The following is a 24,816-nucleotide window of genomic DNA, read 5'->3' on the forward strand; positions in this document are numbered from 1 at the left end:
AGAAAAAGAAGATAAAACTAGGATGAGGGTTTTATGCATAAATTGAAAAAAGCAATCAGTGAAGACTTTCAAACAGAGAAAAACATTGAACAAATCGAATCAATCATATTTACAATTATTCTTGAACATATAAAAGATCTCGTTTTTTTAATGAAGGCAGATAAAGAGTATGGTGTCAGGTATTTGTTCGTAAATGATGAAGGTGTAAAGCATGCTGGTTTAAAGGACGATTATGTAGGGAAGACGCTCTTTGATGTAATTGAAAAAAGTGTTGCCGATCATTTACTTGAAATGTACATGGTTGTGATGAAAACGAAGCAGCCATTTTCGTATCAGGACAAGGTTCGATTGATAGACGGCTCCTTCATTTACGGTGAATCCGTACTTACTCCAATTACAAACGATGAAGGTGAAGTCATTTATATTATTTCTGTGACGAGGGATATTTCAGAACGAATGTCTGAAAAGCAAAAATTAATTGAAAGCCAGCAGCGGTACAAGTCGCTCTTTGATAATAATAATGATGCTATTTTTTCACTAGATTTAGACGGCATCATTTTGGCGGTTAATCCAGCTGCAATTGAGATGACGCGCACGTTTGCTTATTCCTTAATTGGCACATGCATCCTGGACTTGTTTGAAAATGACCGTATCAGGATTGCTTCTATGTTTTCTCAGGCGGTGAATGGCAAGGCGATTGAAGATGAAATGAAATTATTGATATCCAATCAAAATGAACTTTATATTCAATTTAAAACGATTCCCATCATTTTGAATAATAACATACAGGGAATCTACTTGATTGCAAAGGACATTACAGAACAGAAACACCATCATTCGCTCATTCAGCATATGGCTTTTCACGACTCCCTGACAGGGCTTATGAATCGGACTGCATTAAAGAAAGATTTAAAAGCCTTATTAAATGATAAAAAGCATGATCATCTTGCTCTTATGTACATTGATCTTGATCGATTTAAAATGCTGAACGACACAATGGGGCATTCTGTTGGTGATTTGCTGCTGAAGGAAGTGAGCAATCGTCTTCAGTCGCTTGAAATTGATTCTTATCAAGTATACAGACAGGGAGGGGATGAGTTCATACTTCTGTTTCCTGGTATAAATCGAATAAAGGCTGAGGAACATGCACAGCAAATTTTGGATTTGTTTGGAGAACCTTTTCATTTAAATGAACTCGTGTATTTTATTAGTCCCAGCATTGGGCAGCATCTACCCTGAGCATGGAACAGAAGAGGATCAGCTGATTACAAATGCTGATACTGCGTTATACGATGTTAAACATAGAGGCCGCGGACGCTATCAGAGCTATCACCCTCAAATGAATCAAAATTCAAGCGAGCTCTTAGCCATCGAAACCGGGTTAAGACAAGCACTTGAAAATGGTGAATTTTCGCTTTCCTATCAGCCTCAAATCGATTTGAAAAACAATCAGACTATAAGTTTTGAGGCTCTTCTAAGATGGCATCACAGCCTAATGGGCTCTGTCCCGCCCGGCACATTTATACCTGTTGCAGAAGAGTCCGGTTTGATGATTCCAATAGGGGAATGGATTATTGAGGAAGTGTGCAAACAGCTTTCAAAATGGAATCAAAAGGGCTACACAAATACTAAGATCGCGATTAATTTGTCTCCAAAGCAATTTCAGCAGTTCTATCTTGTAGAAATGATACAAGCACTGTTTAAGACGTATCAAATTAAGCCAAATCAAATTGAATTTGAAATTACTGAAGGATCATTGCAAAATCCGGAAGAAGCATTTGGTACAATTTCCAGGCTGAAGAAACTTGGGGTAAGCATTTCAATCGATGATTTCGGTACTGGTTTTTCATCTTTGCGTTATTTAAAACAATTTCCGATTGATTCATTGAAGATTGATCAATCCTTCATAAAAGATGTGTTAACAGATGAAAAAGATGGTGCCATTATAACAACAATTATACATCTTGCGGAAAGTCTGTCACTTGAAGTCATAGCAGAAGGCATTGAAACGGAAGAGCAATATTCCTATTTACAAGCATTAAAATGCCAAAAAGGTCAGGGATTTTACTTTTCAAAGCCGCTGCTCCCGGAAGAGATTGAACAAAATTATATGAATCGTTAAAGAGAGAGGCGCTGGAATGCTCGACCGGCTGCCTCTCTTTATTTTATAAGTTATAAAAGAGCATAAAGTTTGCGCTTTAATGGCAAGCGTAAGTGCCTAACTCCTCGGTTAGAACGGATCTGCCAGTAAAGTCAAAACCGGACTTTTCTGTCAGTGCCTTTTCTGCCTGTCTGCGCTGACCATGGCGCTTGCGCTTTTCTTCGTTAATGTAAATAAAGTGATCTCAGGCACTGAAAAAAAACGAAAGGGAAGTCTTGTCGTCCCAAGTCCCCGATTGACATACAGTTTCATACGATCAACCTCATATAATCCCTCTGTGTAGACAGCTGCAAATGGAGGAGTGATAAGCGGACCGTAAAAAGGAAGCTGAACCTGGCCTCCATGACTGTGGCCAGATAGCTGCAGGTCAACGGGAAATGCTTTGGCATTTAAAGCTGCATCAGGTTCGTGAGCCATTAAAATCGTGTAGAGTTCATCCTTTGCTTCTTTTAATGTTTGTCCGAAATCCGGCCGTCCAAGCATCATATCGTCCAGTCCTGTAAGAAGAATGGCCGATCCATCAATTAGCTGAATTTTTACCCCTGTGTTTTTGAGCAGCTTAAACTCTGATTCTTTCATGATATTTTCATAAATGTCGGTTCCATAGCCACCGTGATCATGATTTCCGTAAATCGCATATTTTCCAAGAGGTGCTTTCAGTTTTTTGAGAATGGGAGCTATTTGGTGCAAATACCCATATTGATTTGGTTTATCGACTAGATCTCCAGTAAAAAGAATGAGATCGGGAGACAGCTGATTTATTTTAGTTGCAATTTTTTCAAGCTGACTAATCGGATAATATTCGCTTAAATGTGTATCACTGAATTGCACTATTTTTGTTCCTGAAAAGGATTGGGGCAATTTGCTGCTTTCAATCGGAATAGATTCCGTTCTAATTAATTTCGGTTCTATATATCGAGCGTATCCATAGCCGCCAAAGACAGCAAGCAAACTGCCGGTAATTGTTCCAATTAAACCTTTCAGGAAGGCTCTTCTCGATACTTTATTTGTCAACCCAGCCTCACTCCTTTAAAGGTTTAATTACAATTTATTATAGCATGGACACATCAAGTTCTTTCTTCTATCTTTACCTGCATTTTTGAATTCCCTAATAGATCTTTAAATAATATTTGAAATAGTTAGAAAATAGACGAGTTATATGATAAAATATGAATGGTCATTCATTTTGGGGGTGTTTTTTTGATGAAAGATAAAGTATTTATTGTAACAGGCGGTTCAAGCGGGATGGGGAAAGCAATGGCAGAGAAATTTGCCAGTCAGGGTGCTAATGTAGTCATTACTGGCAGAACAATGGAAAAATTAGAGGCTGCCAAAGCAGAGATGGAAGGATATGAAGGGAAAATCCTTCCGTTTCAAATGGACGTCCGCGTTCCGGAAATGACAGAAGAATTAATGAAAAAAACGGATGAAGCATTCGGTCGCATCGACGGGCTTGTCAATAACGCGGCAGGTAACTTTATCTGCCCTGCAGAACAACTATCTGTCAATGGGTGGAACTCGGTCATCAATATCGTATTGAATGGCTCATTTTATTGCAGTTCAGCAGCAGGTAAGTATTGGATCGAAAAGCACCAAAAGGGAGCCATTCTAAATATGGTTGCTACATATGCATGGGGAGCGGGAGCGGGTGTCATTCACTCTGCAGCTGCAAAAGCGGGTGTGCTGTCGATGACTAGAACACTTGCGGTTGAATGGGGCAAAAAATATGGAATTCGTGTGAATGCCATAGCTCCGGGACCAATTGAAAGAACAGGCGGTGCAGACAAGTTATGGACGTCAGAAGAAGCGGCGAAAAGAACACTGAATAGTGTACCGCTGGGACGTTTAGGAACACCAGAAGAAATTGCATCCCTCGCATCGTTTTTATTATCAGATGATGCAGCATATATTAATGGTGAATGTATTACGATGGACGGCGGACAATGGCTTAACCAGCACCCGTTTTAACTTGCAAATAGATGGATTCTTCTGTTTTCTTTCAGGAGAATCCATTTTCATTTAGCGAACGATCTATTCATATGTGGTATAATCATACAAAAAATAGAGAGAGAAAGTGGTGAAGGGCATATGGATCCGTTAGATGTAATGACAAACTTAGAGCACGTTAAACCTTTCTATCAAGCCATTTTCAGCGCAGATGAGCAAAAAGTAATCGGGTATGAGGTGCTCGGGAGAATTCAAATGGAGCGGGAATTGAAAAGCCTGGGCCCATTTTTCAAAGATGAATCAATTCCGGATGAATACCGGATAGAAGCAGATAATTACATCTTACATATGGCACTGGAAGCCTTCCTATTAAATGATGAAGATACCCTTATTTTCATAAATCGAGATGCAAACTTATTAATGTTAGATCATGGGGAAAGTTTGCTTGAGATCTTGTTTGAATGGAAAGAAAAGGGGGGGGATCTTGAGCGGATCGTGATCGAAATAACCGAGCATACTTTTATGGGAGATGTCACGCAGCTGACTCATGTGTTTACTTACTACCGGACTTATGGAATCAAAATAGCAGTTGATAATGTCGGGAAAGGGAGCAGCAATCTTGATCGAATTGGGATGCTGATGCCCAATATTCTAAAAATCGATCTTCAGCCCCTCAGATTAACCTCGCCCCTTCAAACCTATCATGATGTGCTTTATTCCATTTCTCTTCTCGCAAGAAAAATCGGGGCTACCATTCTATATGAAGAGATTGAGGTGAGCTTTCAGCTGCAATACGCCTGGAAAAATGGAGGCCGATATTTTCAGGGTGACTATTTGCAGCTTCCTGGAGAGCGGTTTATTGAAAGGTATACACTAAAAGAGAAAATGATTGAGGAATTTCACAAATTTATTCAATTCGAGAAAAAAAAGCTTGAGAATTTTTATGAAATTTCTGAGGTGTTTCATCAAAAAATTCATCTTTTAGTTACGAAAGAAAAAAAGCTTGGCAACTCTTTTAATGAGCTGATCACACAGCTTGCTGAAGACTTGTCTGATTGTTGCTTTCGCATATATATATGTGATGCCGACGGATTTCAGCAATCAGGAAATGTTTTGAAAGCAAATGGGGAATGGAAGTTTCAGCCTGACTATTTTATGAAGAATTGGAGCTGGCGACCATACTTTCTTGAAAATATTATGAAAATGCAAATAAGAAAAAAAGGGTTTTTCAGTGATTTATACAGTGACATCGAAACTGGAGAAACAATCCGTACCTTTTCCTATCCAATAGATCAGCATCACTACTTATTCTTAGATCTTCCATACTCATACCTGTATGAAAATGAAGGGCTATTGTAATAATTGGCTGTGTTAGCAAAGGCTGATGTTGTTTCCCATTTAGACAAAAATGAACGTCTATTATTAGGGAATCGTGTTCTTTTTTAATAAAATTCCCTTCAATAAACGGTTCATCACACTAAATATGATTGAAATGCATCAATGATTTGGAAATGAGACTAATAATTTAGCGCCGATGTGTCATTCTAATAAGAAAAGCGGAAGCCCCTCGGTCAGCCTGCTGTAAAAATAGGTATTTCACAGGGAAGCTGATTTTGCCAGCTCTTAAGGAATAAGTAATTTTCACTGCGGGTTAGGTGTTTGCGCTGACGATTTAAGGAGTGAAACGATGGATAAATTCACATTGGCACTGGCTATTCTAGCAGTTATGATTGCTGCAGGTGGGCTGCTATATACAATCAATGTTGGCAGACTTGTCGATGCCAGGAAAAGTGAAATAGATACGCCCATAAATGAAAAAATACAAAGGCATCCTTATCTTCGGAATCCAGTTTTTCTTGCCTGCATGATTGCAGCAGCTTTTATTTCAATCTACATTTTTTATTTAGCCTATACGAGAACATGGTGAAAACAGCGGCAATTGCTGCTGTTTTTTGTGTGTTTTAAGTCCGATTGTTATTCGCCTGAATTATAGGATTAATCTTTTTTAATAAGGGTAATAAATAATATAAGAGAAATTGTCAGAATATGATGTTATTTTGCGAATGAAAGTTTATTGGAAGAAGTTTCTAGTTTGATAAGATAAAGGGACTAATAATAATTGGGAGGAAATAATAATGAAACTGTTTTCCAGCATATTTGCCGCACTCATTCTGTTTTTTGCTTTTGGACAAGCTGGTCATGCAGAAGCCGCGATAGGAAAACAAGAGGCTGTTGACATTGTACAGAACGCAGCCGAGGCACAGCTTGCTTTAACAGAAACAGAACGTTCCTTTGAGGAGATTGAGAAAACATTATCGCCATACTTTACAGATGAGTTTATTAGTGAATATATGAAAGAAAATGTTCAAAAAGGGGAGAATGAATACATCGTTTATGGCAGTGATTTTACTTCTTACGGTATCCCTTTCTTCAATTACAATGAAAAAATGGAGTTTGGGAGAGAAAACAGCACCCTGAAGCTTTATCAATTTTTCGAAGGGGAAGATGAAGGTCCAGTCAGTTATGAAGACCATTATGAAGCAGTAGAATTTAAGGAAGAGGACGGGGGCTATAAAATCTCCTCAATAGAATATGCAGACGAAGAGCCGAAAATTGAAGCTGTTCATACTGAAAAAAATACAGGAGATTCTCCGATCAGTATCAGTATGCTTTTCTCAAAAACAATCTCAGAAAATGCGGGGAGCGGAATGGAATATCCTGAAGCATTAATGAACAAGAAGGAATTAGTATTTGATTTAAGCTTATGGACATCTTACTTTAAAGCAAAAAACTTTTTAACAGCATATTTCCAGTCTGACGATCATGCAAATAATGTTGCTTTTGAAAATGAGTAAAACACAGGGAAAAGGTGCTCTGTGTTTTTTCTTGTCGTTAACGAAAAGGTTGTAGATCATGAAGTTAAGGAATCTGAGAACAGCACCGATTCTTATCTGCTTGCCGGAGTGGGCGTTGGCCCCTTCGCTTTTGTTAATCAACTGGAAGTCATTACAGGAGTCGACCTTGGCAAAATGCTGCCAATACCGAATTTAGACAACAAAAAATTTGATGCTGCGCGAAAATTTGAAGATCAGGGAATTCATTTGCGATTATATACATTCAGTGATACAGATTATCGGGATATCGATAAAATATGGAAAGGTCCTCACCCGATTGATGGAAAGCCTCTCAAAGTATTCGACGGAATGCCTGCGGGAGCGCCTGTTCCTGATTTAGAAGAAGTGCCAGAGGAATTTGCCCAGGTATTTCGAAAGAAGATTTTGATGAAATTGCGGTAAGACTGCTTCGATCTGCAGGCATATAAAAAGCTGGCCGTTCTAATGGCCAGCTTTTGTTTTATGCAAGATTGAGCAATTTCTCGAGCTTTTGAAGATCAAATCCAGCTACGATTTCCCCGTCTACAGAAACAGTCGGAGTAGAATAGGATTTGAACTCCTGAATCATTTTATTTCTGGCTTGATGATCTTTTGATACATCATAAACGGTGTAAACGATTTTGTTGTGGTCTAAAAATTGTTTAACAATCTGACATGGCGGGCAGTCAGGCTGCGTGTATACGTCAACTCGTTTTTTCTGGGACATAAAGACTCCTTTACGTACTGGATTTCATTCTCTTTATACAAGTATCCACAAGACCCATCGCACAAACAGATAAATCTAATTCCAGTATGTCATAGACACGATGCGTTCGCGGGACACCTTTTTCATCTAAGTATGCAGACACTGATTTATGAAGCTCCAGTTTAACATGTTCTGCTGCATTTTCTAAAGAAAAAGGCTTAGATTTTGAAATTCCCTTTTCAGCTGATTCTAAAAAGACAGGCAGCCATTTTCTCATTGCATCAATTGCTTTTTGAGGATGAAGACTGACTCCGAAATGGCTGAAGTTCACAGAATTTAAATGCAAGCTTTCGTAAAATGCTGCTGACCTCTCCATTGCTTCAGGGTTAAATTGATTAGGAGAAGTAGACGGCAAATAAAACTCTATTCCATCAGGCAAAAGCTCCTGATAAAAAATTCCAAGTGTATCTCCAGTGAACATCCCGTTTCTTTTATGATCGAATATACTGAAATGATGATTTGCATGCCCCGGTGAATCATAAAAGGTCAGAAGGGAATCTGGACCGATACGGAGTGTATCTTCGTGATTTTTTATAAGAATGCGATTCTCTGGAACAGGTACAATCGGAGAAAAAAGCTCATCAAATTTATCTCCATAAACAGCTTTTGCTCCAGCAATTAAGCGAGATGGATTAATTAAATGTTTTGCTCCTTTTGGATGCACGACAATCTTCGCATTCGGACAGCTTTCAAGCAGCAAACCCGCGCCGCCAGCGTGGTCAAGGTGAATATGTGTGACGATAATATTGGCTATTTCATCTAGATTCACACCTAGTTCATCCAGCCCTTTTTTAATATGTATGATAGAAGGACTTGATGAAGGCTCAAAGAGTGTGATATCCTCTTCAAGTAATACATAAGAACTTGTCCGACCCGTCATCCCTAAATCATGGCTATCAATGATTGCAAAACGTTCATCAATTTTGGTTACAAGCGACATTTATTAACCCCCTTGTGATCTTTAAAAAATTGGTTTCTCCCATCAGTACCATTTTAAGTTTGCTTTGTAATAAAGTAAAGAATAGGAACCGAATATTCTGATTATATACGCTATTAAAATGGATGGATAGAATAAATAAGGACGCACAAACTAGAGGCGAAGGCGGACCTCAAGTTGACTCACTCTGTTGGAGGTGATACTAATGTCACAGCTTTTAGGTATCATTACTAGACTTCAAAGTCTGCAAGAAAACGCGACTTCAAATGAACCCAACCAGCGCTTCTTTGAAGTTGAGGGTGAAAAACGTTGCAGTGTTAAATACTTTGATAAAACCGATACGTTCGAATTAGAAGTATTTCAAAAGGATGAAAAGCCTCAATCTTATCAATTTGATAATATCGATATGATCGCAATTGAAATTTTTGATTTGCTCCAATAATAGGAGGGAACTGATTGAATACGAAACCAAGCGTCATTTGTCCGAATTGTCATGAGTCTAAGCCGCTTGATGAGGTGCTGACCGCTCAGTCTAATCAAAATGTCATTTATTCGTGTTCCAACTGCAATTATCATATGCGTAATATTCAAACGAAAAAAGGTTAAGCAGCCAAGACTATTGGCTGTTTTTTTTATTGAGAAAATGAAAATCTTGGCTAGGCCTAAGTTCCAAAAAGCTTATAGTGAGGTACTAAAAAACTCCTCCGAGGTGCTAAAATATGTATGGTCCCCCACCCAATATATTAGCAATCTCATCTGAATGGTTACCAGGCGAAATTCAGGTACCCAATCGAATGATGCCCTAGAAACCGGAAAAAGCGAAATCTAGGTACCTATTCGAGCTGGATAAGGCTTTCAGCCGCAGAGAAAACCACCTGTTATCACGGTGGTTTATATTTGTTTGTTAAGAATAGTCATAATAAAGAATAAATTCCTGCATTTATTAATTCGTGCAGATTTATAGAAAAATTTTTATAAAATCGGAAACTTTTATGAATTTGAGAGCGTCTTATATGGGAATGATGAATTTCGAGTGAAAAAGGAGAGGGTGCGATTCTAGTAAAAGGCATCATGTGGTTTTCTTTATAAAAAGGATGTGCTCCTATGCAAACAGCATTCTACTGTTTAAATAATCCGGAGTGAGGAAAAAATATACTATAAACTTTACGTCATTTTTACTCAACACTCCCGGCAATTAAACATATAATATGTTGTTTCCGTATTTTTTACAAAAAAAAGGAGCTGTCTTATGACTGATCACTATACCTTTTATAATGTGTCTGAAGGAAACATGTCATTTGGAGCTGTCATAGAAAGAATAAAAACTTTCATTTCAAATGATCCCAGATCTGAGTACACACTGTCTATTGGAACAGATTCGCATGTTCATCAGAATGATACAAAATTCATTACAGCCATACACGTACATCGAATTGGTAAAGGAGCATGGGGCTGTTTGAAAAACATGACCATTTCAAGACCGATTAAAAGTCTTCATGAAAAAATATCAATGGAAACAACACTAAGTCAGGAATTGGCCTATACATTCACATCAAGCTATTTAACAGAAATTGCTGAAATCCTGATTCCTTACTCAGACGAAGGAGCAGATTTGATATTTGAAATTCACTTAGATATCGGCAGAAAAGGTCTTACGAAAGACTTAATACAGGAGATGACTGGAAGAATACAGTCAATGGGTATTGAAGCGAAAATAAAGCCTGATTCTTACACAGCATTCAGCTATGCCAATCGATTCACTAAGTAAGGATTGTGTCGGATTTTGCGTTTGACGCCGAGAATGAAAATTGATTATGCTAAATCATAAGGGGGCAATAAAAATGAATTCAGCAGTTGAAATACTTTCTTCAGATGATCAAAGGTTTTTAGTGGAACTATTATTAAAACAACAGTACGCATTAGAACTGATCAGCAGTGAGATTTATGAAATTGAAAGTGGTACAAAGCAAACAGATCACGCCACGTATCAGAAACTGGTGAGTTTGTATGATAGAATCAGGTTTGAACTATAGAGATTACATATACCATGATACTCAGGAGCATCAGAGTATCTTTTTTTATGGTCTTAAAGCGGGGATCTCAACATGTAATTGATGACTTTGTGTTAAAATATAATGGAGACGTTTCAATTGGGGCAAATAGGGGTAATAATGTTCGGTCTGAACTTTTTTAGAGAGGAAGAACAGTGTGATTAGTATACATAAAAAAGAATTATTAAGTGATTTAACAATAGAGGAATATATGATTCCTGCAGATAAGGTTGCGCATGTTCAGCTTGGAAACAACCTTGAGCACGCTCTGCTTGTTTTGACAAAGACGGGGTATACAGCAGTGCCTGTACTGGATCCATATTATAAGCTGCATGGACTGCTTGGAACGAATATGATGATGGATGCCATATTAGGCTTGCAGCGAATTGAATTTGAAAAGTTAGAGCATATGAAAGTTGAAGAAGCGATGAATTCTGATATTCCCAGTCTATATATAAATGATCCGCTTTCAAAAGGGCTGGACCTTGTGATTGACCATTCATTTGTCTGTGTAGTCGATCATGAAGGGATCTTTGAAGGTATTTTGACTAGACGTGCGATTTTAAAAAAATTGAAAAAACAAATGACAAGTAAATGATAAAAAAATGGTTTAAGAAGGAGGGGCATAAGACTCCTTCTTTTGTTGTTTGTTAAAAGGGGAAGAAATACAATGGTTCAGGCTGTTTTAGAAAGAGAACAAATGAATAAAGGACCTTCAGGCATGAAGCGGCCCTTTGTATTAGCAGCCGTCATGCTTGCTATGTTTATGGCAGCGATAGAGGCAACGATCGTTTCTACAGCCATGCCTGCAATTGTTGGCGAACTTGGGGGTTTTTCTCTGTACAGCTGGGTTTTTTCTTCTTATCTGCTGATGAACGCAGTGACAGTCTTAATATATGGTAAGCTGTCTGATTTGTTTGGGAGAAAGCCGGTTTTAATTTTTGGAATTGCAGTGTTTTTATTAGGTTCAATTCTATGCGGATTAACAAGTTCAATGGAGTGGCTGATTGCTGCCAGATTTGTGCAGGGACTTGGGGCAGGAGCTGTTATGCCAATTGCATCAACTATTGTCGGTGATATTTACTCAAAAGAAGAAAGGGCTAAAATTCAAGGGTATTTATCAAGTGTATGGGGCATTTCAGCCATCATGGGTCCTGCTTTGGGAGGATTGCTGGTCCAATTTGTCAGCTGGCGGTTTGTCTTTTGGATTAACATTCCGCTAGGAATCCTGGCAATTGCAGGTTTGATGCGCTTTCTTCATGAAAATGTAGAGAAGAAAAAGCATTCGATTGATTATAAAGGTGCTTTTTTATTATTTGTATCTATTAGTACAGCAATGATTGTCCTGGTTGATGGCGGGATAAGATGGGAATGGTACTCTTCGCCAATCTTCATTTTGGCTGCTGCTGCCACTCTTTCTTTTGTCTTATTTATTCGACAGGAAAAACGGGCCTTAGAGCCTATGATGCCATTTGGAATTTGGAGAGAAAAGAGTATCTTTATCGCTAATATGACCTCTTTAACGACAGGCGTCATGCTTATTGGCATTTCTTCTTTTCTGCCGGCATATGTACAAGCTGTGATGAAGCAAACTCCTATTGTAGCTGGCTTCACTCTGACCGCTATGTCTATAGGGTGGCCCATTGCAGCAACTGTTTCCGGCAGATTGTTGTTAAAGATTGGATTTAGGACAACTTCTGTCATTGGTGGAGCTGCTTTGATTGCAGGAAGTGTCATTTTTTTCACACTCACACAGGATGATGGTCCTTTATGGGCAGCGTTTGGATCGTTTATTGTTGGAATAGGCATGGGAATGACAACTACGTCATTTATCGTTTCCATACAAAGTACGGTCAGCTGGGAGCAGAGAGGAGCAGCAACAGCAGCAAACATGTTTATGAGAACGTTGGGGAACACGATCGGCGCTGCTCTTCTAGGAGGAATTTTAAATACGAGGCTGCAGAAATACTTCAATGAACAAGGAATCAGTGAATCAGTCAATTTGGATTCGGTTAATCAGCTGTTAAGCTCTGATGCAGCCTCAAAGCTTTCAAAACAGTCCGTTCAAGCTCTTCAGAATGGCCTCACACATTCTCTTCATAGTGTTTATGCGGTTGTTTTCGCTTTTGCTGTCATTAGTTTTCTAATGATTATGCAACTGCCAAAAGAAAAAAAGCGTAAGGAATAAAGACCTTACGCTTTTTCAAACTGAAGCAATTCAATTCGGTTTCCAAATGGATCAAAAAAAGAAAAACGGTTTAATCCAGGGATAGCTGTTTCCTCTTGAATCCTAATGTGATTCTTTGCCAAAAGAAACCGGGCCGCCTCCAGATCTTCAACTTGAAAGGCAGGATGACGCTTGCTATTGGCATGTTCCATGTTTTCAAGGCCGATATGAAGCTCTACGTTAGCCGCTTTGCACCAAAATCCGCCATTTTTCAAAAGTGAAGCGGGTTTTTTTATTTCCTCGAATCCAAGCATTTCTAAATAAAATTCACGTGCCTTTTCCTCTGCTTCATGCGGCACACATAATTGAATATGGTGAAGACTTAATATTGACAGATCCAAAATAGGCACCTCCTAAAAAATAAGATTATAAAATAATTGAAGTATCAATAGAACAGTAATAAAGCGTATGATCATCGAGGCGTGCTTCATACTCATCCGTTTTGCAACTCTTACAGCCATTTGTGCACCAATAATACTTCCTGCTGCCAGGCTTATTGCGATGCTCCAGTCCATCATTCCTGCTATGGCATACATGGTAAATGCGCCCGAACAGCTTATGAATGTCTGAAATCTTGTAAAGGCAACGGATTTGATATACGAAAATCCGTTGTGGAGGAATGTGTACATTAAAAGTGTTCCTTGACCTGGTCCAAACATCCCGTCATAAGCGCCAATCCCAAAGACGAGAGGATAGATTCTTTTCTTTAGTTTACTTTCCCTTTCACCGAGTGCTTTTGGTTTCTTGATAAAGTTTAAAACTAGAGCAAAGACCAGCAGAAACAGAGCGATTAAGGTCATGGTCCCTTCATTAATCCTGCTTGTGAAGTAGGCCCCAGCCATTCCTCCAGATAATGTAAAAGGAATTGTATAAAGGACTTCGTTAAAATGAACATCCCGTTTTTTTAATAAAACTAAAAAACTTGAGAAAGAACTGAGCGTGTTTGCAAACTTATTAGAGGAGATGATGGTGTGAATAGGAAGTCCATACAGCATCATCAGAGGCATATTGATCATACCGCCGCTGCCTGCCAAGGTGCCGACAAAGGTCGCAGAAATCCCAATAAAAAATAACGGCCATTCCATATAAGCATTACCTGCTTTCATGGGGTATTTTGAAAACATTTCTCTTAATTAGTATAATCTTCCTTTTATGATAATGAAATTATGAAAAAATTAGCTTATAATATAAGAAAAACTTATCAAGGAGAAAGACATGCAATTAACAGAATTAAGGATGCTCGTTGTCCTTTCAGAAGAAATGAATATGAGAAAAGCATCGGAGCGGCTGTTTGTTTCACAGCCAGCTCTTTCACAAAGGCTGCAGTCAATCGAGAAATCTTGGGGCTTTCAGCTCTTTATTCGTTCTCAAAAGGGATTGACGCTGACACCCTCAGGGGAAAAAATTGTTGCATTTGCCCGGGAAGTAACGAAGAAAGAAGAAAAGCTCAGAGAGGAAATTTCAGAGCTTGAAGGTGAGGTTCATGGCACACTTAAAATTGCAGTTGCGTCGATTATCGGCCAGCACTGGCTGCCAAATATTTTAAAGCAATATGTGAATAAATACCCGCATGCAAAAATTTCGCTTATTACCGGCTGGAGCAGCGAAATATTAAAAAGTATGTATGAAGACCATGTGCATGTTGGAATAATCAGAGGCAATCCGGAGTGGAAAGGTGTTAAGCAGCATTTGCTGACGGATTCTCTTTTTTTAGTCGATACTGAAATTCAAAATGTGGAGGAGTTGGCTGAAACGGAAAGGCCGTTCATTCAATTCAAAAGCGATTCTTCCTACTATCAGGAAATCCAGGATTGGTGGCATAAGCATTTTCAAGGCAGTCCTAAACGGACAATTGTTGTTGATCAAATCGAAACGTGCAAACAAATGGCCTATAATGGAATCGGCTATGCCATCCTGCCATCTGTTACTTTGCTCGATGATGAGAGGGATATCTATAAAATTCCCTTGCTGAATGAGCACGGAGAACCTATCGTACGGGATACGTGGCTGCTTGGGTTTGAGTCTTCTTTTAAGCTTAAGCAAGTACAGGCATTCCTTGAGGTAGTAAAAGAAAATAGTGAATAATTCCTGAGCAGCTGCAAGGTGTGGCTGCTTTTTCTTTTTGATAAACATCATTGACAATGAGAATCAATATCAATTATAGTGTACTTATGAAAATGAAAATCATTATCAATTAAAGAGGTGAATCAATTGGAAAAAACTCTTATCATATATGCAAGCATGTCAGGAAACACAGAAGATATCGCAAAATTGATTGGAAATTCGCTTGTGGAAAATGCGATTGAAGTTACATATAAAGAAATTGAATATTGTTCAATAGAGGAATTATTGCAATATGACCGAATTCTTGTTGGCAGCTATACGTGGGGAGATGGAGATCTTCCTTACGAAGCAGAGGATTTCTACGATGAACTGGAGGGTGCGGATCTTACAGGTAAAAAGATTGGCTGCTTTGGATCTGGAGATCACGCCTATCCGAAATTTTGCGAAGCTGTAGCCTTATTTAATGAGAGATGCGTGAGTACTGGTGCCTCAGTCTATTCGGAAATGCTCAAAATAGAAGGTTCTCCTGAAACCGAAGAGGATATTAATGAATGTACTCAGTTTGCTGCTGCCTTTGCTGGATGGTGTGCTCTAGAAGAAAGGGTGAAAACCAATGTTTCATAGAGGGGCGACTGCCGTTGAAAAATTTACAGACAGCGGATATTTTGTTGCGATAAAGGGTGAAGGTCTTTATTTCTATGATGGAAATGATCATTGGGAAGAGCCTTTAATTCTTGATAAAACGATCCGCAGTTTAAAAATGCTTGGAACCTATTTATTCGGAGTTGGGGAAGAAGGTTTTATTTTCCGCCTAAATACTGAAGATTTTACAAGTTTGACAGCGCACTTGCCAACAACAGCTGCCATCTGGTCGATCACAGGAAACGATAGTGGCCATGCAGTCATACATGGAAAACATACAATTTATCAATCAAGCGATTACGGCAGATCATGGACAGGCTACAAGCCATTTAAAAATCTGGCTTCAAAACCTGTCATTCGCTCTTTATGTCTTCATGGGGACCAGCTATATATCGGTACACAAATTCATGCTGAGAACGGAGGCCTGTGGAAATATGATTGCAGCAAAGGTTCAGTCACCAGAGTTAAAAAGGAAACTCATTCGATGATCTCGTCAATTGCTGTCGATAAAAATAGAAATCTGCTTATTTGCAAAGGTTCTTCCAAAGGAGCATCTGGAAGTATTGAAATGGCAAACTTGGAAGACCGGAGTATGACATTTTGGTCCTCCTGCCAAACGATATTCAGTGAGGAAGCTTTCTTAGATATTTTCTGTAATGAAACCGTTATCTATGCTTCCTCAAGCCAGGACAAATATGGATATTCAAGAATTTATACCTTAAACGCAGATACGATGGATCTTTTTCCGGCAGAAACGCTGAAAGGTCATGCATTTCGCGTAGCAGGCACAGGCAGTACTTTTTTTGCTGCAGGATTGTATGAAAGTAAACAGCGGGATCTACATGCTTTTTCTGATCTTGTTCATTAAGAAAGGGAGCTGAGGTTAATGGGGAAAACAGCGATTATTTATGCCAGCATGTCTGGAAACACAGAAGCCATAGCTGACTTAATTGAAAAGGGATTGACTTCAGCTGGAGCTGAGGCCGAAAAGTTTGAGACAATGGATATTGATGGCTCAATTTTCACAAAATACGATCACTTTCTAATCGGGGCTTATACGTGGGGAGATGGCGAATTGCCGGATGAAATGCTGGATTTTTATGATGAGATGGATGAATATGACTTATCAGATAAAACCATTGCGCTGTTTGGATCTGGTGATACGGCATATGAGGTTTTCTGCGGAGCTGTTGATCTTCTCGCTGAAAAAATAAAAGATAACAACGGAGTTCTTGTAATGGACAGTCTTAAGATTGAATGTTTTCCAGATGGAGAGCAAGAAGATGAGTGTTTGGAATTTGGACGTCAGTTTGCAGGGGTTGTGAAAACTGCTATTCTCTGATTTCTTTCTTTAAATTGTGCAGTCAATCTGCTTGTCAACATACTCTTCCTTTGATACAGTAATGAAGTACATAGCCTGAAGGAGGAATACATATGAAAACGATGGATGCAAATGAGATTATTTCATTTATTCAAAATAGCACAAAGTCGACACCAGTGAAAGTATATGTTAAAGGCGATTTAGAAGGAATTGATTTTGGAACTACTTCAAAAACGTTTTTAAATGGAAACAGCGGTGTCGTATTCGGTGAATGGGCTGAAATTCAGCAGGCAATAAATAATAATGAGGCGAAAATCGAAGACTTTATTGTTGAGAATGACCGCCGCAATTCTGCTATTCCTTTATTGGACATGAAAGGAATTAAAGCACGCATCGAGCCAGGCGCAATCATTCGTGATCAAGTTGAAATTGGCGACAATGCTGTTATCATGATGGGAGCTTCTATTAATATCGGTTCTGTTATTGGCGAAGGCACAATGATTGATATGAATGTCGTTCTTGGCGGACGCGCAACGGTCGGCAAAAACTGCCACATTGGAGCGGGATCTGTTCTTGCGGGAGTCATTGAACCGCCTTCAGCTAAACCGGTTGTCATTGAAGACGATGTAGTGATTGGAGCAAATGCTGTTGTCCTTGAAGGCGTGACTGTCGGAAAAGGTGCTGTAGTGGCTGCTGGAGCGATTGTAATTGATGATGTTGCTCCTTATACAGTTGTAGCAGGTACACCTGCACGCAAAATTAAAGATATCGATGAAAAAACAAAATCAAAAACAGAAATCAAACAAGAATTAAGACAACTTTAATTTTTTAGTTTTTGTTTTACGGCGTGGGTGGCTATCATCCACGCCTTCTCTATAGGTGTCAGGGGGAAAAATGATGATTCAATTTCAAGGATTAATAAATATCAGAAGAGATCTCCATCGTATTCCGGAGCTTGGATTTCAAGAGTATAAAACTCAAGAGTATCTCTTGAATTATCTAGCTTCTCTGCCAGGTGAAAGACTGGAAGTTAAGACATGGAAAACAGGGATTTTCGTTAAAGTCAAAGGTCTTAATCCTTTGAAAACAATTGCTTACCGTGCAGATATGGATGGACTTCCAATTGTTGAGGAAACAGATTATTCGTTTCAATCTGAGCATCAAGACCGCATGCATGCCTGCGGCCATGACTTTCATATGACAATTGCTCTTGGTGTTCTAAGTTACTTTGTTCATAATCCTGTGCGGGATGACCTGCTTTTTCTTTTTCAGCCGGCTGAAGAAGGACCTGGGGGTGCTGAGCCAATGCTCCGCAGTGACATTATGAAAGAATGGAAGCCGGATTTAATTACTGCACTTCATATTGCACCTGAATATCCAGCAGGGACGATTGCAACTCGTCCTGGACTGCTTTTTGCCAATACGTCTGAGCTGTTTATTGATTTGAAAGGCAAGGGAGGACATGCTGCCTATCCTCATACAACCCAGGACATGATTGTTGCTGCCGCTTCATTGGTTACACAGCTGCAGTCTGTTGTAGCAAGAAACGTAGATCCTTTAGACAGTGCAGTCATCACGTTTGGCAAGATCACTGGAGGGACCGTACAGAACATTATTGCTGAAAATGCAAGACTAGAAGGGACAATCAGAACGCTGTCTGTTGAATCGATGGCAAAAGTGAAAGAACGGATTGAAGCATTGGTGAACGGTCTTGAAATCGGCTATGCATGCAAAGCGGTAATTGACTACGGTTCTATGTATCACCAAGTGTACAATCATCATGAATTGACTGAAGAATTTATGGACTTCACTAAAGCGAATACAGGTACAGAAGTTGTTTTATGCCGTGAAGCTATGACAGGAGAAGATTTCGGCTATATGCTGGATGAAATTCCTGGGTTTATGTTCTGGCTCGGGGTTGAATCGCCTTATGGCCTGCATCATTCAAAGCTTCAGCCTAAAGAAGAAGCCATTGGAACTGCAGTGGACCTTCTATGCAAATATTTTCTCTATAAAGCCAACTGAATCATAGAATAAAGGTCACCTTCATGAGACACATTAGTGATAGGAGGTGGATGAAATGCCGAAAATTGGTGTTGAAGAATCATTATCTGACGTATCAGCTGCTTTACAGGAAAAAGGCTATGAAGTTGTGCAGTTGCGAAACGAAGAAGACGCAAAAAGCTGTGACTTCTGCATCATTACGGGTCAGGATTCCAACATAATGGGGATCAGTGATGCTGTTACTTCGGGTTCTGTTTTTAGTGCAAGCGGGTATACAGCCGATGAAATTTGTCAGCAAGTAGAAAGCAGGCTTCAATGACGGAGGAAAAGCTGCCACAAGTTGTGGCAGCTTTTTATATGCTCTCCTTAGTTTTGAACTTCATTCGCCTTCTTTTCTATAAAAACCTGATGAGGGAATGGGATTTCAATTCCGTTCGCATCTAATGTCTCTTTTAATACTTTCCGAAGGTTTCTCTCAACACCCCACTGCATCATGTTTTCGGTTTTGGCAATAATGCGGATGACAACATCTGATGCACCAAGGCCTTGAACACCGATGACACTTGGACCTTCTAGAATTGCAGGATCCTCTGATGCAATTCGGTCGCATGCTTCCTGCATGACGGCAATTGCATCGTCAATGTTATCATCGTATGATATTCCGATATCGACCAGAGCTCTCATATTTCCGCGAGAATGGTTGCTTAGGCTGATTATCTCCCGGTTAGGAACATAATTAAGCGTACCATCAAAGCTTCTTATTTGGGTTGTTCTTAAACCAACTTGCTCAACAATTCCAGAATAGCCTGCAGTTGTCACATAATCTTCAACATCAAGCTGCTTTTCCAGCAGCAAAAAGAAGCCCGTTACAACATCACTCACTAATCCCTGTGCTCCAAAGCCTATCGCTAAACCTACTACTCCAGCACCAGCAAGCAGTGCAGTTGCATCGTATTCAAAGACCTCAAATACCATGACGACAAAAATAAAGATCAGAATATATGAGAATAGATTTAATGTTAAGCTTTGCAGTGTTCGTGAACGGCCGAGAGAAATGGATTGCCGTTCTTGTACACGAGTAAACGTTTTTTCTACCAGTTTCGTCCCGATTGCCCTTACAACAATAAAAGCAATGAGAATTCCAATGAGCTTCAGGGCAATAATTCCCGCATTCGTTAAGATGCCGGCCCAATTGATTTTATATAACAACTCCATACAAAACATCCTTCCTATGTAAGCTTTTTGAAGCTAATTATTTGGTTACCCTATGCTCAGCATGTTAAACTTAAATTGTTGAATTACATTTTGCAGAAATTTGATGATTGATTTTTTGCAGTTAAGGGAATAACAAGTGATGTATTCAAATGAATATAGAAAACTCTATTTTAAATTAATTATTATTTAACATTGACTAAAAAAATAGATTGCTCTATAATAGTAAACGTTAAATAATTGAGTCGCCACTTGAGAAAATCTGAGATTATTCTCAATTAAAGCTGATATCGATTTCAGATATCAAAATACATTTGGAGGGATACATAATGGCAGAACGCATGGTAGGAAAACAAGCTCCACGTTTCGAAATGGATGCTGTAATGGCAAATAAAGAGTTTGGCAAAGTAAGTCTTGAAGAAAATATGAAAAATGATAAATGGACAGTGTTATTCTTCTATCCAATGGATTTCACGTTTGTATGTCCAACTGAAATTACATCAATGTCAGACCGCTTTGATGAATTTGAAGATTTAGATGCAGAAGTAATCGGTGTTTCAACTGATACAATCCACACTCACTTAGCTTGGATAAACACAGACCGCAAAGAAAATGGTCTTGGCGATTTGAAATTTCCTCTTGCAGCGGATACAAATCATGTGGTTTCACGTGAATATGGTGTATTAATTGAAGAAGAAGGTGTCGCACTACGCGGACTATTCATCATCAATCCAGACGGCGAATTACAGTATACAGTTGTAAACCATAACAACATTGGCCGCGATGTAGATGAAACATTACGTGTTCTTCAAGCATTGCAAACTGGCGGACTTTGCCCGGCAAACTGGAAGCCAGGACAAGCAACTCTATAATTTTTAAGTGTAAAGGAAGGGTCTAACTTTGTGTTAGGCCTTTTTTGAAACAACTATTGGAGGGAAATGTAATGAAACTACGTGAACAAATGCCAGAATTAAATGGCGCTGTAGAATGGCTGAACGGTCAGCTGACGAAAGAAGAATTGATTGGAGAAAAACCAACCCTTATTCATTTTTGGTCAGTCAGCTGCCATCTTTGTAAAGAAGCTATGCCGCAAGTAAATGAATTTCGTGATCAATATCAGGATAAATTGAATGTAGTAGCTGTTCATATGCCTCGATCTGAAGATGATCTTAACTTAGAGGACATTAAAAAAGTGGCTGCTGAGCATGACATCACACAGCCGATCTTCGTAGACAGCGAGCACAAGCTGACAGATGCATTTGAAAATCAATATGTTCCTGCATACTATGTTTTTGATAAAACTGGAGCACTTCGTCACTTCCAAGCTGGCGGAAGCGGAATGAAAATGCTTGAAAAACGCGTGAATCGTGTGTTAGCTGAAACAGAAAACGCAGAAGCATAAATAGATGAAACACCTCCCAATGTGCTGGAGGTGTTTTTTGAATGATTTATAATACTTGACACCTCAATGGATCTCAATGCGGTTCCGCTGATCATTGTCCAGCTCCACCGCCTAACCCCTCGGCCAGAAAAACTCCGCCAGTAAAAGCAAAACCGGCTTTTTCCGGCGAATCCTTATCTGTCTGCCGGGGTTAAACAGGCGATTCCGCTTTTCTGTATTGTCAATGGAAAAAGTTGATTTTGTTATTCATTCAATGTATAATAAAAAAGTTAGTTCATAATAGTATACCCTTCTACCAAGAAATAATAGAGATGTACATTCTATTTATCCTTTTAGGATAATCTGGTTTTTTAAGTTCAAATCCTTTGATTTTTGTTAGCTCAATTCAAGCTGGCGCGGTCATCGGAGCCGCAAGGACGAAAGAGAGGTAGGGCTTTCGTTGCTTTGTGTTTACAGTTAAATAAATGAATAACCAATAGATATTGTCAGGCTATCAAATCTTTTTAAGATGAATTCATATGGGGTTTAGCATTCACATGTTATAAAGACTATCTATTCCTCTAATTGATACTCTTTATAATATGTGAATATTTTATTTACCATGTTGTAAATAGTAGGACATATTAAAAAATTTTTGGAGGTTTTCTCATGCAAGCGACTGGAAAAGTAAAATGGTTTAATTCAGAAAAAGGCTTTGGATTTATCGAAGTTGAAGGCGGAAACGATGTATTCGTTCACTTCAGCGCGATCACTGGCGAAGGGTACAAAACGTTAGAAGAAGGTCAAGAAGTTGAATTCAACATCGTTGAAGGAAACCGCGGACCTCAAGCTGAGAACGTTGTAAAATTATAATGAGCTAAAAGCTGTCATATGGCAGCTTTTTTATTTTTGTGAAAATAGAAAATCCCAGGCTGGATCTAGATCACAAAAAGCATTCAGCCTGGTACTAATTGCAACAAATATCTTAGCAGTCCATCCTAATGGTGCCCTAGAAATCGGAAAAAGTGAATTCTAGGTACTCATACGAACCGAATGGTACCCTGGAAATCGGAAAAAGTGAATTCTAGGTACTCATACAAGCCGAATGGTGCCCTGGAAATCGGAAAAAGTGAATTCCAGGTACTCATACGAGGCGAATGTGCCTTAGTAATTGGAAAAAGTGAATTATAGGTACTTAATACGAGCCGAATGGTACCCTGGAAATCGGAAAAAGTGAATTTTAGGTACACATACGAGGCGAATGGTGCCCTGGAAATCGGAAAAAGTGAATTCTAGGTACACATACGAGGCGAATGGTACCTTAGTAATTGGAAAAAGTGAATTCTAGGTACTCATACGAGGCAAATGGTGCCCTGGAAATCGGAAAAAGTGAACTCTAGGTACTCATACGAGCCGAATGGTGCCTTAGTAAATGGAAAAAGTAAAATCAAAGTAGGCCATCCATCCGAATGTAATCATATATCGATTGCAGAAGGCATTTGAGGTAAGGCCATTAGTACAAGCGGGAAACCATTCTGTGGCCATTGAGGGAATGGTCGGTAATGAAGGCTTTCAGCAAAAGGGGAAACCACCCATTTTTATTATCATGGGTGGGTTTTTTATTCATTAAAATGAAATCGCTTACCATTAAAACCCCCTAAAATGTCATTGACACCCTAATCTCAATCCTGTATCTTGTTCAAGTATGTGTTAAAAATATAGGAGGTTCATCATGAACAATCAGAATGTACAGCAAGTAAAAATGACAACCGCAGATCCTTCAGCACTAGGGCTTTTTGGACTTGCAATGGTCACACTCGTTGCGTCTTCTCAAAAGTTAGGGTTAACTGAAGGTCTTTCATTTATTTTACCGTGGGCTATCTTTTTAGGAGGATTTGCTCAGTTGTTTGCATGCATCAATGATGCGAAGCATAACAACACATTTGGAACGACAGCTTTCGGTGCATTTGGGCTTTTTTGGCTTGGCGTAGGAGCTTCATGGCTCATTCAATTGGGTGTATTTGGTGAAGAGCTTGCAGCGAGTGTTGATCCAAAGCAGCTTGGCTTTGCTTTTGTCGGATATTTAATCTTTAGTCTTTTCATGACAATTGGTGCTATGGAAACTCATAAAGTGTTATTCTTTATTTTCGTTCTTATTGATTTCTTATTTATAGGTTTGTCATTGAGCTCTTTCGGCATTATGCACGAAGCGACACATATGCTTGCAGCAGTGTCTGAAATGCTTATTGCACTCTTATCATTTTATGGTTCAGCCGCAGCAGTGCTGAATGCTCACTTTGGACGAGTTTTCTTGCCGATTGGAAAACCTTTTGGCATCTTTAAAAAATAAGCCGAAGACCTCTTTACTTAAAAGAGGTCTTCATTTTGTTTTTTAAGGAATGTGGTATACGATAGATAAGAATCTAATACATAGGAGAGATAATATGAATTCATTTTCAGTAGAGTTTCATAAAGAAGATCAAACAGATGCAATGACGGTCCAAAAACTGAGTGAAGAGGATTTTCATACCGCTACAGAAGGCGGTACGCGTCATTTATTCGAGCTTGATACAAATGTTGGCTTTTTCGTGTTTTTTGATGCGGAGGATAAAGCAGGGAAAGAGTGGTATCTCATCCTCCATTATGAGGAAGAACAAGAAGATCCAAGTGCCTGCTATTCGTTTGAGCTAAAGGATTTTTATCAATTCACTGCTCTTTATTTAAATGATCTTGAGTTTAATGAAGAAACAAATGAAGAAGAAGAAGAATACGGTCCAGTTCATCATTTAGCCCATCTTCTGTTTCATATCGTGGAAGAGGGAAAAAAAGTTCAGGAATAAAAAAAGGAGCAGGCGAAGTTGCCTGCTTATCTTAATTCTCCGCTAAATAATGCTCCTGACAAAAATCTTTAATCATGACTTCTTCCTCTTCATCTAATTCAAAATCAAGAAAAGCATTCGATTCTTTTTCCATTAGATGATAGACAGATATTCTGCCCCCGCTGTCATCCACCTGATAAATGACTTTTAATAAAAGGCCTTTTTCTGTATATAATTCATCGTCTTCATCCACATCAAGATCTAAAAAGAACTCGTAGCGATTCCCTGCTAATATCCCAAATGGATCATGCAATTTTTCAACTGTATAAGCGGTAATGTTCAATATGTATCAGTCCTATCTCGATTATTTCTCTTTTCCTGTCCATACCTATCCTAACGAAAAAGATGATA

The 24,816-nt window shown here is 39.0% G+C and carries 31 protein-coding genes and 1 pseudogene; 25 read left to right on the plus strand and 7 right to left on the minus strand.

Going from position 1 to position 24,816, the window contains the following annotated elements; translation table 11 throughout:
• Nucleotides 1-33: 33 nt before the first annotated feature.
• Nucleotides 34-1,239 carry a diguanylate cyclase domain-containing protein gene (locus CYJ36_RS03330; protein ID WP_101564769.1) on the plus strand — a complete coding sequence of 402 codons (1,206 nt, stop codon included), beginning with the start codon at nt 34-36 and terminating at the stop codon, nt 1,237-1,239.
• Nucleotides 1,190-2,122, plus strand: a complete 933-nt coding sequence (locus tag CYJ36_RS03335; protein ID WP_101564772.1) for a putative bifunctional diguanylate cyclase/phosphodiesterase — start codon at nt 1,190-1,192, stop codon at nt 2,120-2,122. The genes CYJ36_RS03330 and CYJ36_RS03335 overlap by 50 nt, the downstream gene beginning before the upstream one ends.
• A gap of 150 nt (nt 2,123-2,272) precedes the next feature.
• Here CYJ36_RS03335 and CYJ36_RS03340 read toward each other — a convergent pair whose 3' ends face one another.
• Nucleotides 2,273-3,175 carry a metallophosphoesterase gene (locus tag CYJ36_RS03340; RefSeq protein ID WP_101564774.1) on the minus strand — a complete coding sequence of 301 codons (903 nt, stop codon included), beginning with the start codon at nt 3,173-3,175 and terminating at the stop codon, nt 2,273-2,275.
• Nucleotides 3,176-3,364: 189 nt separating this feature from the next.
• On the opposite strand from CYJ36_RS03340, the gene fadH reads away from it, so the two are divergent.
• The 5 genes and pseudogenes from fadH to CYJ36_RS03365 form a co-directional block, all read left to right on the plus strand.
• The gene (gene fadH / locus CYJ36_RS03345) at nt 3,365-4,129 is read left to right on the plus strand and encodes a 2,4-dienoyl-CoA reductase (RefSeq protein WP_101564776.1); all 765 of its coding nucleotides are present in this window, start codon (nt 3,365-3,367) and stop codon (nt 4,127-4,129) included.
• 120 nt (nt 4,130-4,249) lie between these two features.
• Nucleotides 4,250-5,467 (plus strand): EAL-associated domain-containing protein, encoded by a 1,218-nt coding sequence (locus CYJ36_RS03350; RefSeq protein WP_101564778.1) that lies wholly within the window; start codon nt 4,250-4,252, stop codon nt 5,465-5,467.
• Nucleotides 5,468-5,795: 328 nt separating this feature from the next.
• Nucleotides 5,796-6,035 (plus strand): hypothetical protein, encoded by a 240-nt coding sequence (locus CYJ36_RS03355; RefSeq protein WP_224773308.1) that lies wholly within the window; start codon nt 5,796-5,798, stop codon nt 6,033-6,035.
• 208 nt (nt 6,036-6,243) lie between these two features.
• Complete coding sequence (locus CYJ36_RS03360) at nt 6,244-6,963, plus strand: DUF3993 domain-containing protein (protein ID WP_101564780.1); 720 nt, start codon at nt 6,244-6,246, stop codon at nt 6,961-6,963.
• Nucleotides 6,964-7,056: 93 nt separating this feature from the next.
• Nucleotides 7,057-7,430: pseudogene (locus tag CYJ36_RS03365) on the plus strand (manganese catalase family protein); the annotation flags it as partial.
• Nucleotides 7,431-7,462: 32 nt separating this feature from the next.
• On the opposite strand, the gene CYJ36_RS03370 reads toward CYJ36_RS03365, so the two are convergent.
• A complete protein-coding gene (locus CYJ36_RS03370) occupies nt 7,463-7,708 on the minus strand; it encodes a glutaredoxin family protein (protein ID WP_101564781.1) in 246 nt (81 codons plus the stop codon).
• A 10-nt stretch (nt 7,709-7,718) separates the two neighbouring features.
• Nucleotides 7,719-8,687 (minus strand): MBL fold metallo-hydrolase, encoded by a 969-nt coding sequence (locus CYJ36_RS03375; RefSeq protein ID WP_101564783.1) that lies wholly within the window; start codon nt 8,685-8,687, stop codon nt 7,719-7,721.
• 202 nt (nt 8,688-8,889) lie between these two features.
• On the opposite strand from CYJ36_RS03375, the gene CYJ36_RS03380 reads away from it, so the two are divergent.
• The 6 genes from CYJ36_RS03380 to CYJ36_RS03400 all read left to right on the plus strand — a co-directional run bounded on the left by CYJ36_RS03380 (nt 8,890) and on the right by CYJ36_RS03400 (nt 12,923).
• Entirely contained in the window at nt 8,890-9,126 is a 237-nt protein-coding gene (locus CYJ36_RS03380) for a YkuJ family protein (protein WP_101564785.1), read from the plus strand.
• 14 nt (nt 9,127-9,140) lie between these two features.
• On the plus strand, nt 9,141-9,290 hold the full coding sequence (locus CYJ36_RS23530; protein WP_180850050.1) for a hypothetical protein: 150 nt from the start codon (nt 9,141-9,143) through the stop codon (nt 9,288-9,290).
• A 643-nt stretch (nt 9,291-9,933) separates the two neighbouring features.
• Nucleotides 9,934-10,452, plus strand: coding sequence for a ribonuclease H-like YkuK family protein (locus tag CYJ36_RS03385; RefSeq protein ID WP_101564787.1), 519 nt, complete (start codon nt 9,934-9,936; stop codon nt 10,450-10,452).
• A gap of 73 nt (nt 10,453-10,525) precedes the next feature.
• Complete coding sequence (gene abbA / locus CYJ36_RS03390) at nt 10,526-10,717, plus strand: antirepressor AbbA (RefSeq protein ID WP_101564789.1); 192 nt, start codon at nt 10,526-10,528, stop codon at nt 10,715-10,717.
• A gap of 175 nt (nt 10,718-10,892) precedes the next feature.
• Complete coding sequence (cbpB, locus tag CYJ36_RS03395; protein ID WP_257962382.1) at nt 10,893-11,333, plus strand: cyclic-di-AMP-binding protein CbpB; 441 nt, start codon at nt 10,893-10,895, stop codon at nt 11,331-11,333.
• Nucleotides 11,334-11,405: 72 nt separating this feature from the next.
• On the plus strand, nt 11,406-12,923 hold the full coding sequence (locus CYJ36_RS03400) for an MDR family MFS transporter (RefSeq protein ID WP_101564791.1): 1,518 nt from the start codon (nt 11,406-11,408) through the stop codon (nt 12,921-12,923).
• 5 nt (nt 12,924-12,928) lie between these two features.
• Here the strand turns inward: CYJ36_RS03400 and CYJ36_RS03405 are convergent, their stop codons facing one another.
• Together CYJ36_RS03405 and CYJ36_RS03410 are read right to left on the minus strand one after the other, a co-directional pair.
• Nucleotides 12,929-13,303, minus strand: coding sequence for a VOC family protein (locus CYJ36_RS03405; RefSeq protein WP_101564794.1), 375 nt, complete (start codon nt 13,301-13,303; stop codon nt 12,929-12,931).
• Between the two features lie 12 nt (nt 13,304-13,315).
• A complete protein-coding gene (locus tag CYJ36_RS03410; RefSeq protein WP_257962383.1) occupies nt 13,316-14,068 on the minus strand; it encodes a sulfite exporter TauE/SafE family protein in 753 nt (250 codons plus the stop codon).
• Nucleotides 14,069-14,177: 109 nt separating this feature from the next.
• Between CYJ36_RS03410 and CYJ36_RS03415 the strand changes: the two genes are divergently transcribed.
• The 7 genes from CYJ36_RS03415 (at nt 14,178) to CYJ36_RS03445 (ending at nt 19,312) form a co-directional block, all read left to right on the plus strand.
• The gene (locus CYJ36_RS03415; protein ID WP_101564796.1) at nt 14,178-15,047 is read left to right on the plus strand and encodes a LysR family transcriptional regulator; all 870 of its coding nucleotides are present in this window, start codon (nt 14,178-14,180) and stop codon (nt 15,045-15,047) included.
• A 126-nt stretch (nt 15,048-15,173) separates the two neighbouring features.
• On the plus strand, nt 15,174-15,650 hold the full coding sequence (locus CYJ36_RS03420) for a flavodoxin (RefSeq protein ID WP_101564797.1): 477 nt from the start codon (nt 15,174-15,176) through the stop codon (nt 15,648-15,650).
• Complete coding sequence (locus CYJ36_RS03425) at nt 15,640-16,536, plus strand: hypothetical protein (protein WP_101564800.1); 897 nt, start codon at nt 15,640-15,642, stop codon at nt 16,534-16,536. The genes CYJ36_RS03420 and CYJ36_RS03425 overlap by 11 nt, the downstream gene beginning before the upstream one ends.
• A gap of 18 nt (nt 16,537-16,554) precedes the next feature.
• Entirely contained in the window at nt 16,555-17,010 is a 456-nt protein-coding gene (locus CYJ36_RS03430; RefSeq protein ID WP_101564802.1) for a flavodoxin, read from the plus strand.
• 92 nt (nt 17,011-17,102) lie between these two features.
• A complete protein-coding gene (gene dapD, locus CYJ36_RS03435) occupies nt 17,103-17,813 on the plus strand; it encodes a 2,3,4,5-tetrahydropyridine-2,6-dicarboxylate N-acetyltransferase (protein ID WP_101564805.1) in 711 nt (236 codons plus the stop codon).
• A 73-nt stretch (nt 17,814-17,886) separates the two neighbouring features.
• The gene (locus CYJ36_RS03440; RefSeq protein ID WP_101564807.1) at nt 17,887-19,014 is read left to right on the plus strand and encodes an N-acetyldiaminopimelate deacetylase; all 1,128 of its coding nucleotides are present in this window, start codon (nt 17,887-17,889) and stop codon (nt 19,012-19,014) included.
• Between the two features lie 55 nt (nt 19,015-19,069).
• Nucleotides 19,070-19,312 carry a YkuS family protein gene (locus CYJ36_RS03445; RefSeq protein WP_101564808.1) on the plus strand — a complete coding sequence of 81 codons (243 nt, stop codon included), beginning with the start codon at nt 19,070-19,072 and terminating at the stop codon, nt 19,310-19,312.
• Nucleotides 19,313-19,359: 47 nt separating this feature from the next.
• On the opposite strand, the gene CYJ36_RS03450 is transcribed toward CYJ36_RS03445, so the two are convergent.
• On the minus strand, nt 19,360-20,208 hold the full coding sequence (locus CYJ36_RS03450; protein WP_180850052.1) for a mechanosensitive ion channel family protein: 849 nt from the start codon (nt 20,206-20,208) through the stop codon (nt 19,360-19,362).
• Nucleotides 20,209-20,534: 326 nt separating this feature from the next.
• Here CYJ36_RS03450 and CYJ36_RS03455 point away from each other — a divergent pair, with 326 nt between their 5' ends.
• The 5 genes from CYJ36_RS03455 (at nt 20,535) to CYJ36_RS03475 (ending at nt 24,426) form a co-directional block, all read left to right on the plus strand.
• The gene (locus CYJ36_RS03455; protein WP_101564812.1) at nt 20,535-21,077 is read left to right on the plus strand and encodes a peroxiredoxin; all 543 of its coding nucleotides are present in this window, start codon (nt 20,535-20,537) and stop codon (nt 21,075-21,077) included.
• A 71-nt stretch (nt 21,078-21,148) separates the two neighbouring features.
• Entirely contained in the window at nt 21,149-21,607 is a 459-nt protein-coding gene (locus CYJ36_RS03460; protein ID WP_101564815.1) for a TlpA family protein disulfide reductase, read from the plus strand.
• Between the two features lie 648 nt (nt 21,608-22,255).
• Nucleotides 22,256-22,459, plus strand: coding sequence for a cold-shock protein CspD (cspD, locus tag CYJ36_RS03465; RefSeq protein WP_070878053.1), 204 nt, complete (start codon nt 22,256-22,258; stop codon nt 22,457-22,459).
• 859 nt (nt 22,460-23,318) lie between these two features.
• The gene (locus CYJ36_RS03470; RefSeq protein ID WP_101564817.1) at nt 23,319-23,936 is read left to right on the plus strand and encodes an acetate uptake transporter; all 618 of its coding nucleotides are present in this window, start codon (nt 23,319-23,321) and stop codon (nt 23,934-23,936) included.
• Between the two features lie 94 nt (nt 23,937-24,030).
• Nucleotides 24,031-24,426: a cytosolic protein gene (locus CYJ36_RS03475; protein WP_101564819.1), complete on the plus strand. Its 396-nt coding sequence runs from the start codon at nt 24,031-24,033 to the stop codon at nt 24,424-24,426.
• A gap of 31 nt (nt 24,427-24,457) precedes the next feature.
• Here the strand turns inward: CYJ36_RS03475 and CYJ36_RS03480 are convergent, their stop codons facing one another.
• Nucleotides 24,458-24,748 (minus strand): DUF6509 family protein, encoded by a 291-nt coding sequence (locus CYJ36_RS03480; RefSeq protein ID WP_101564821.1) that lies wholly within the window; start codon nt 24,746-24,748, stop codon nt 24,458-24,460.
• Nucleotides 24,749-24,816: the final 68 nt, after the last annotated feature.

The organism is Bacillus sp. UMB0893 (assembly GCF_002858905.1).
Lineage (GTDB): Bacteria > Bacillota > Bacilli > Bacillales > Bacillaceae > Bacillus_P.

Excerpts from the sequence above, each read along its gene's own strand:
- CYJ36_RS03330 (WP_101564769.1), top strand. The coding sequence starts at position 34 with ATGCATAAATTGAAAAAAGCAATCAGTGAAGACTTTCAAACAGAGAAA.
- CYJ36_RS03335 (WP_101564772.1), top strand. The coding sequence starts at position 1,190 with ATGAACTCGTGTATTTTATTAGTCCCAGCATTGGGCAGCATCTACCCT.
- fadH (WP_101564776.1), top strand. The coding sequence starts at position 3,365 with ATGAAAGATAAAGTATTTATTGTAACAGGCGGTTCAAGCGGGATGGGG.
- CYJ36_RS03350 (WP_101564778.1), top strand. The coding sequence starts at position 4,250 with ATGGATCCGTTAGATGTAATGACAAACTTAGAGCACGTTAAACCTTTC.
- CYJ36_RS03355 (WP_224773308.1), top strand. The coding sequence starts at position 5,796 with ATGGATAAATTCACATTGGCACTGGCTATTCTAGCAGTTATGATTGCT.
- CYJ36_RS03360 (WP_101564780.1), top strand. The coding sequence starts at position 6,244 with ATGAAACTGTTTTCCAGCATATTTGCCGCACTCATTCTGTTTTTTGCT.
- CYJ36_RS03370 (WP_101564781.1), bottom strand. The coding sequence starts at position 7,708 with ATGTCCCAGAAAAAACGAGTTGACGTATACACGCAGCCTGACTGCCCG.
- CYJ36_RS03375 (WP_101564783.1), bottom strand. The coding sequence starts at position 8,687 with ATGTCGCTTGTAACCAAAATTGATGAACGTTTTGCAATCATTGATAGC.
- CYJ36_RS03380 (WP_101564785.1), top strand. The coding sequence starts at position 8,890 with ATGTCACAGCTTTTAGGTATCATTACTAGACTTCAAAGTCTGCAAGAA.
- CYJ36_RS03385 (WP_101564787.1), top strand. The coding sequence starts at position 9,934 with ATGACTGATCACTATACCTTTTATAATGTGTCTGAAGGAAACATGTCA.
- abbA (WP_101564789.1), top strand. The coding sequence starts at position 10,526 with ATGAATTCAGCAGTTGAAATACTTTCTTCAGATGATCAAAGGTTTTTA.
- CYJ36_RS03400 (WP_101564791.1), top strand. The coding sequence starts at position 11,406 with ATGGTTCAGGCTGTTTTAGAAAGAGAACAAATGAATAAAGGACCTTCA.
- CYJ36_RS03410 (WP_257962383.1), bottom strand. The coding sequence starts at position 14,068 with ATGAAAGCAGGTAATGCTTATATGGAATGGCCGTTATTTTTTATTGGG.
- CYJ36_RS03415 (WP_101564796.1), top strand. The coding sequence starts at position 14,178 with ATGCAATTAACAGAATTAAGGATGCTCGTTGTCCTTTCAGAAGAAATG.
- CYJ36_RS03425 (WP_101564800.1), top strand. The coding sequence starts at position 15,640 with ATGTTTCATAGAGGGGCGACTGCCGTTGAAAAATTTACAGACAGCGGA.
- CYJ36_RS03430 (WP_101564802.1), top strand. The coding sequence starts at position 16,555 with ATGGGGAAAACAGCGATTATTTATGCCAGCATGTCTGGAAACACAGAA.
- dapD (WP_101564805.1), top strand. The coding sequence starts at position 17,103 with ATGAAAACGATGGATGCAAATGAGATTATTTCATTTATTCAAAATAGC.
- CYJ36_RS03440 (WP_101564807.1), top strand. The coding sequence starts at position 17,887 with ATGATTCAATTTCAAGGATTAATAAATATCAGAAGAGATCTCCATCGT.
- CYJ36_RS03445 (WP_101564808.1), top strand. The coding sequence starts at position 19,070 with ATGCCGAAAATTGGTGTTGAAGAATCATTATCTGACGTATCAGCTGCT.
- CYJ36_RS03450 (WP_180850052.1), bottom strand. The coding sequence starts at position 20,208 with ATGGAGTTGTTATATAAAATCAATTGGGCCGGCATCTTAACGAATGCG.
- CYJ36_RS03455 (WP_101564812.1), top strand. The coding sequence starts at position 20,535 with ATGGCAGAACGCATGGTAGGAAAACAAGCTCCACGTTTCGAAATGGAT.
- CYJ36_RS03460 (WP_101564815.1), top strand. The coding sequence starts at position 21,149 with ATGAAACTACGTGAACAAATGCCAGAATTAAATGGCGCTGTAGAATGG.
- cspD (WP_070878053.1), top strand. The coding sequence starts at position 22,256 with ATGCAAGCGACTGGAAAAGTAAAATGGTTTAATTCAGAAAAAGGCTTT.
- CYJ36_RS03470 (WP_101564817.1), top strand. The coding sequence starts at position 23,319 with ATGAACAATCAGAATGTACAGCAAGTAAAAATGACAACCGCAGATCCT.
- CYJ36_RS03475 (WP_101564819.1), top strand. The coding sequence starts at position 24,031 with ATGAATTCATTTTCAGTAGAGTTTCATAAAGAAGATCAAACAGATGCA.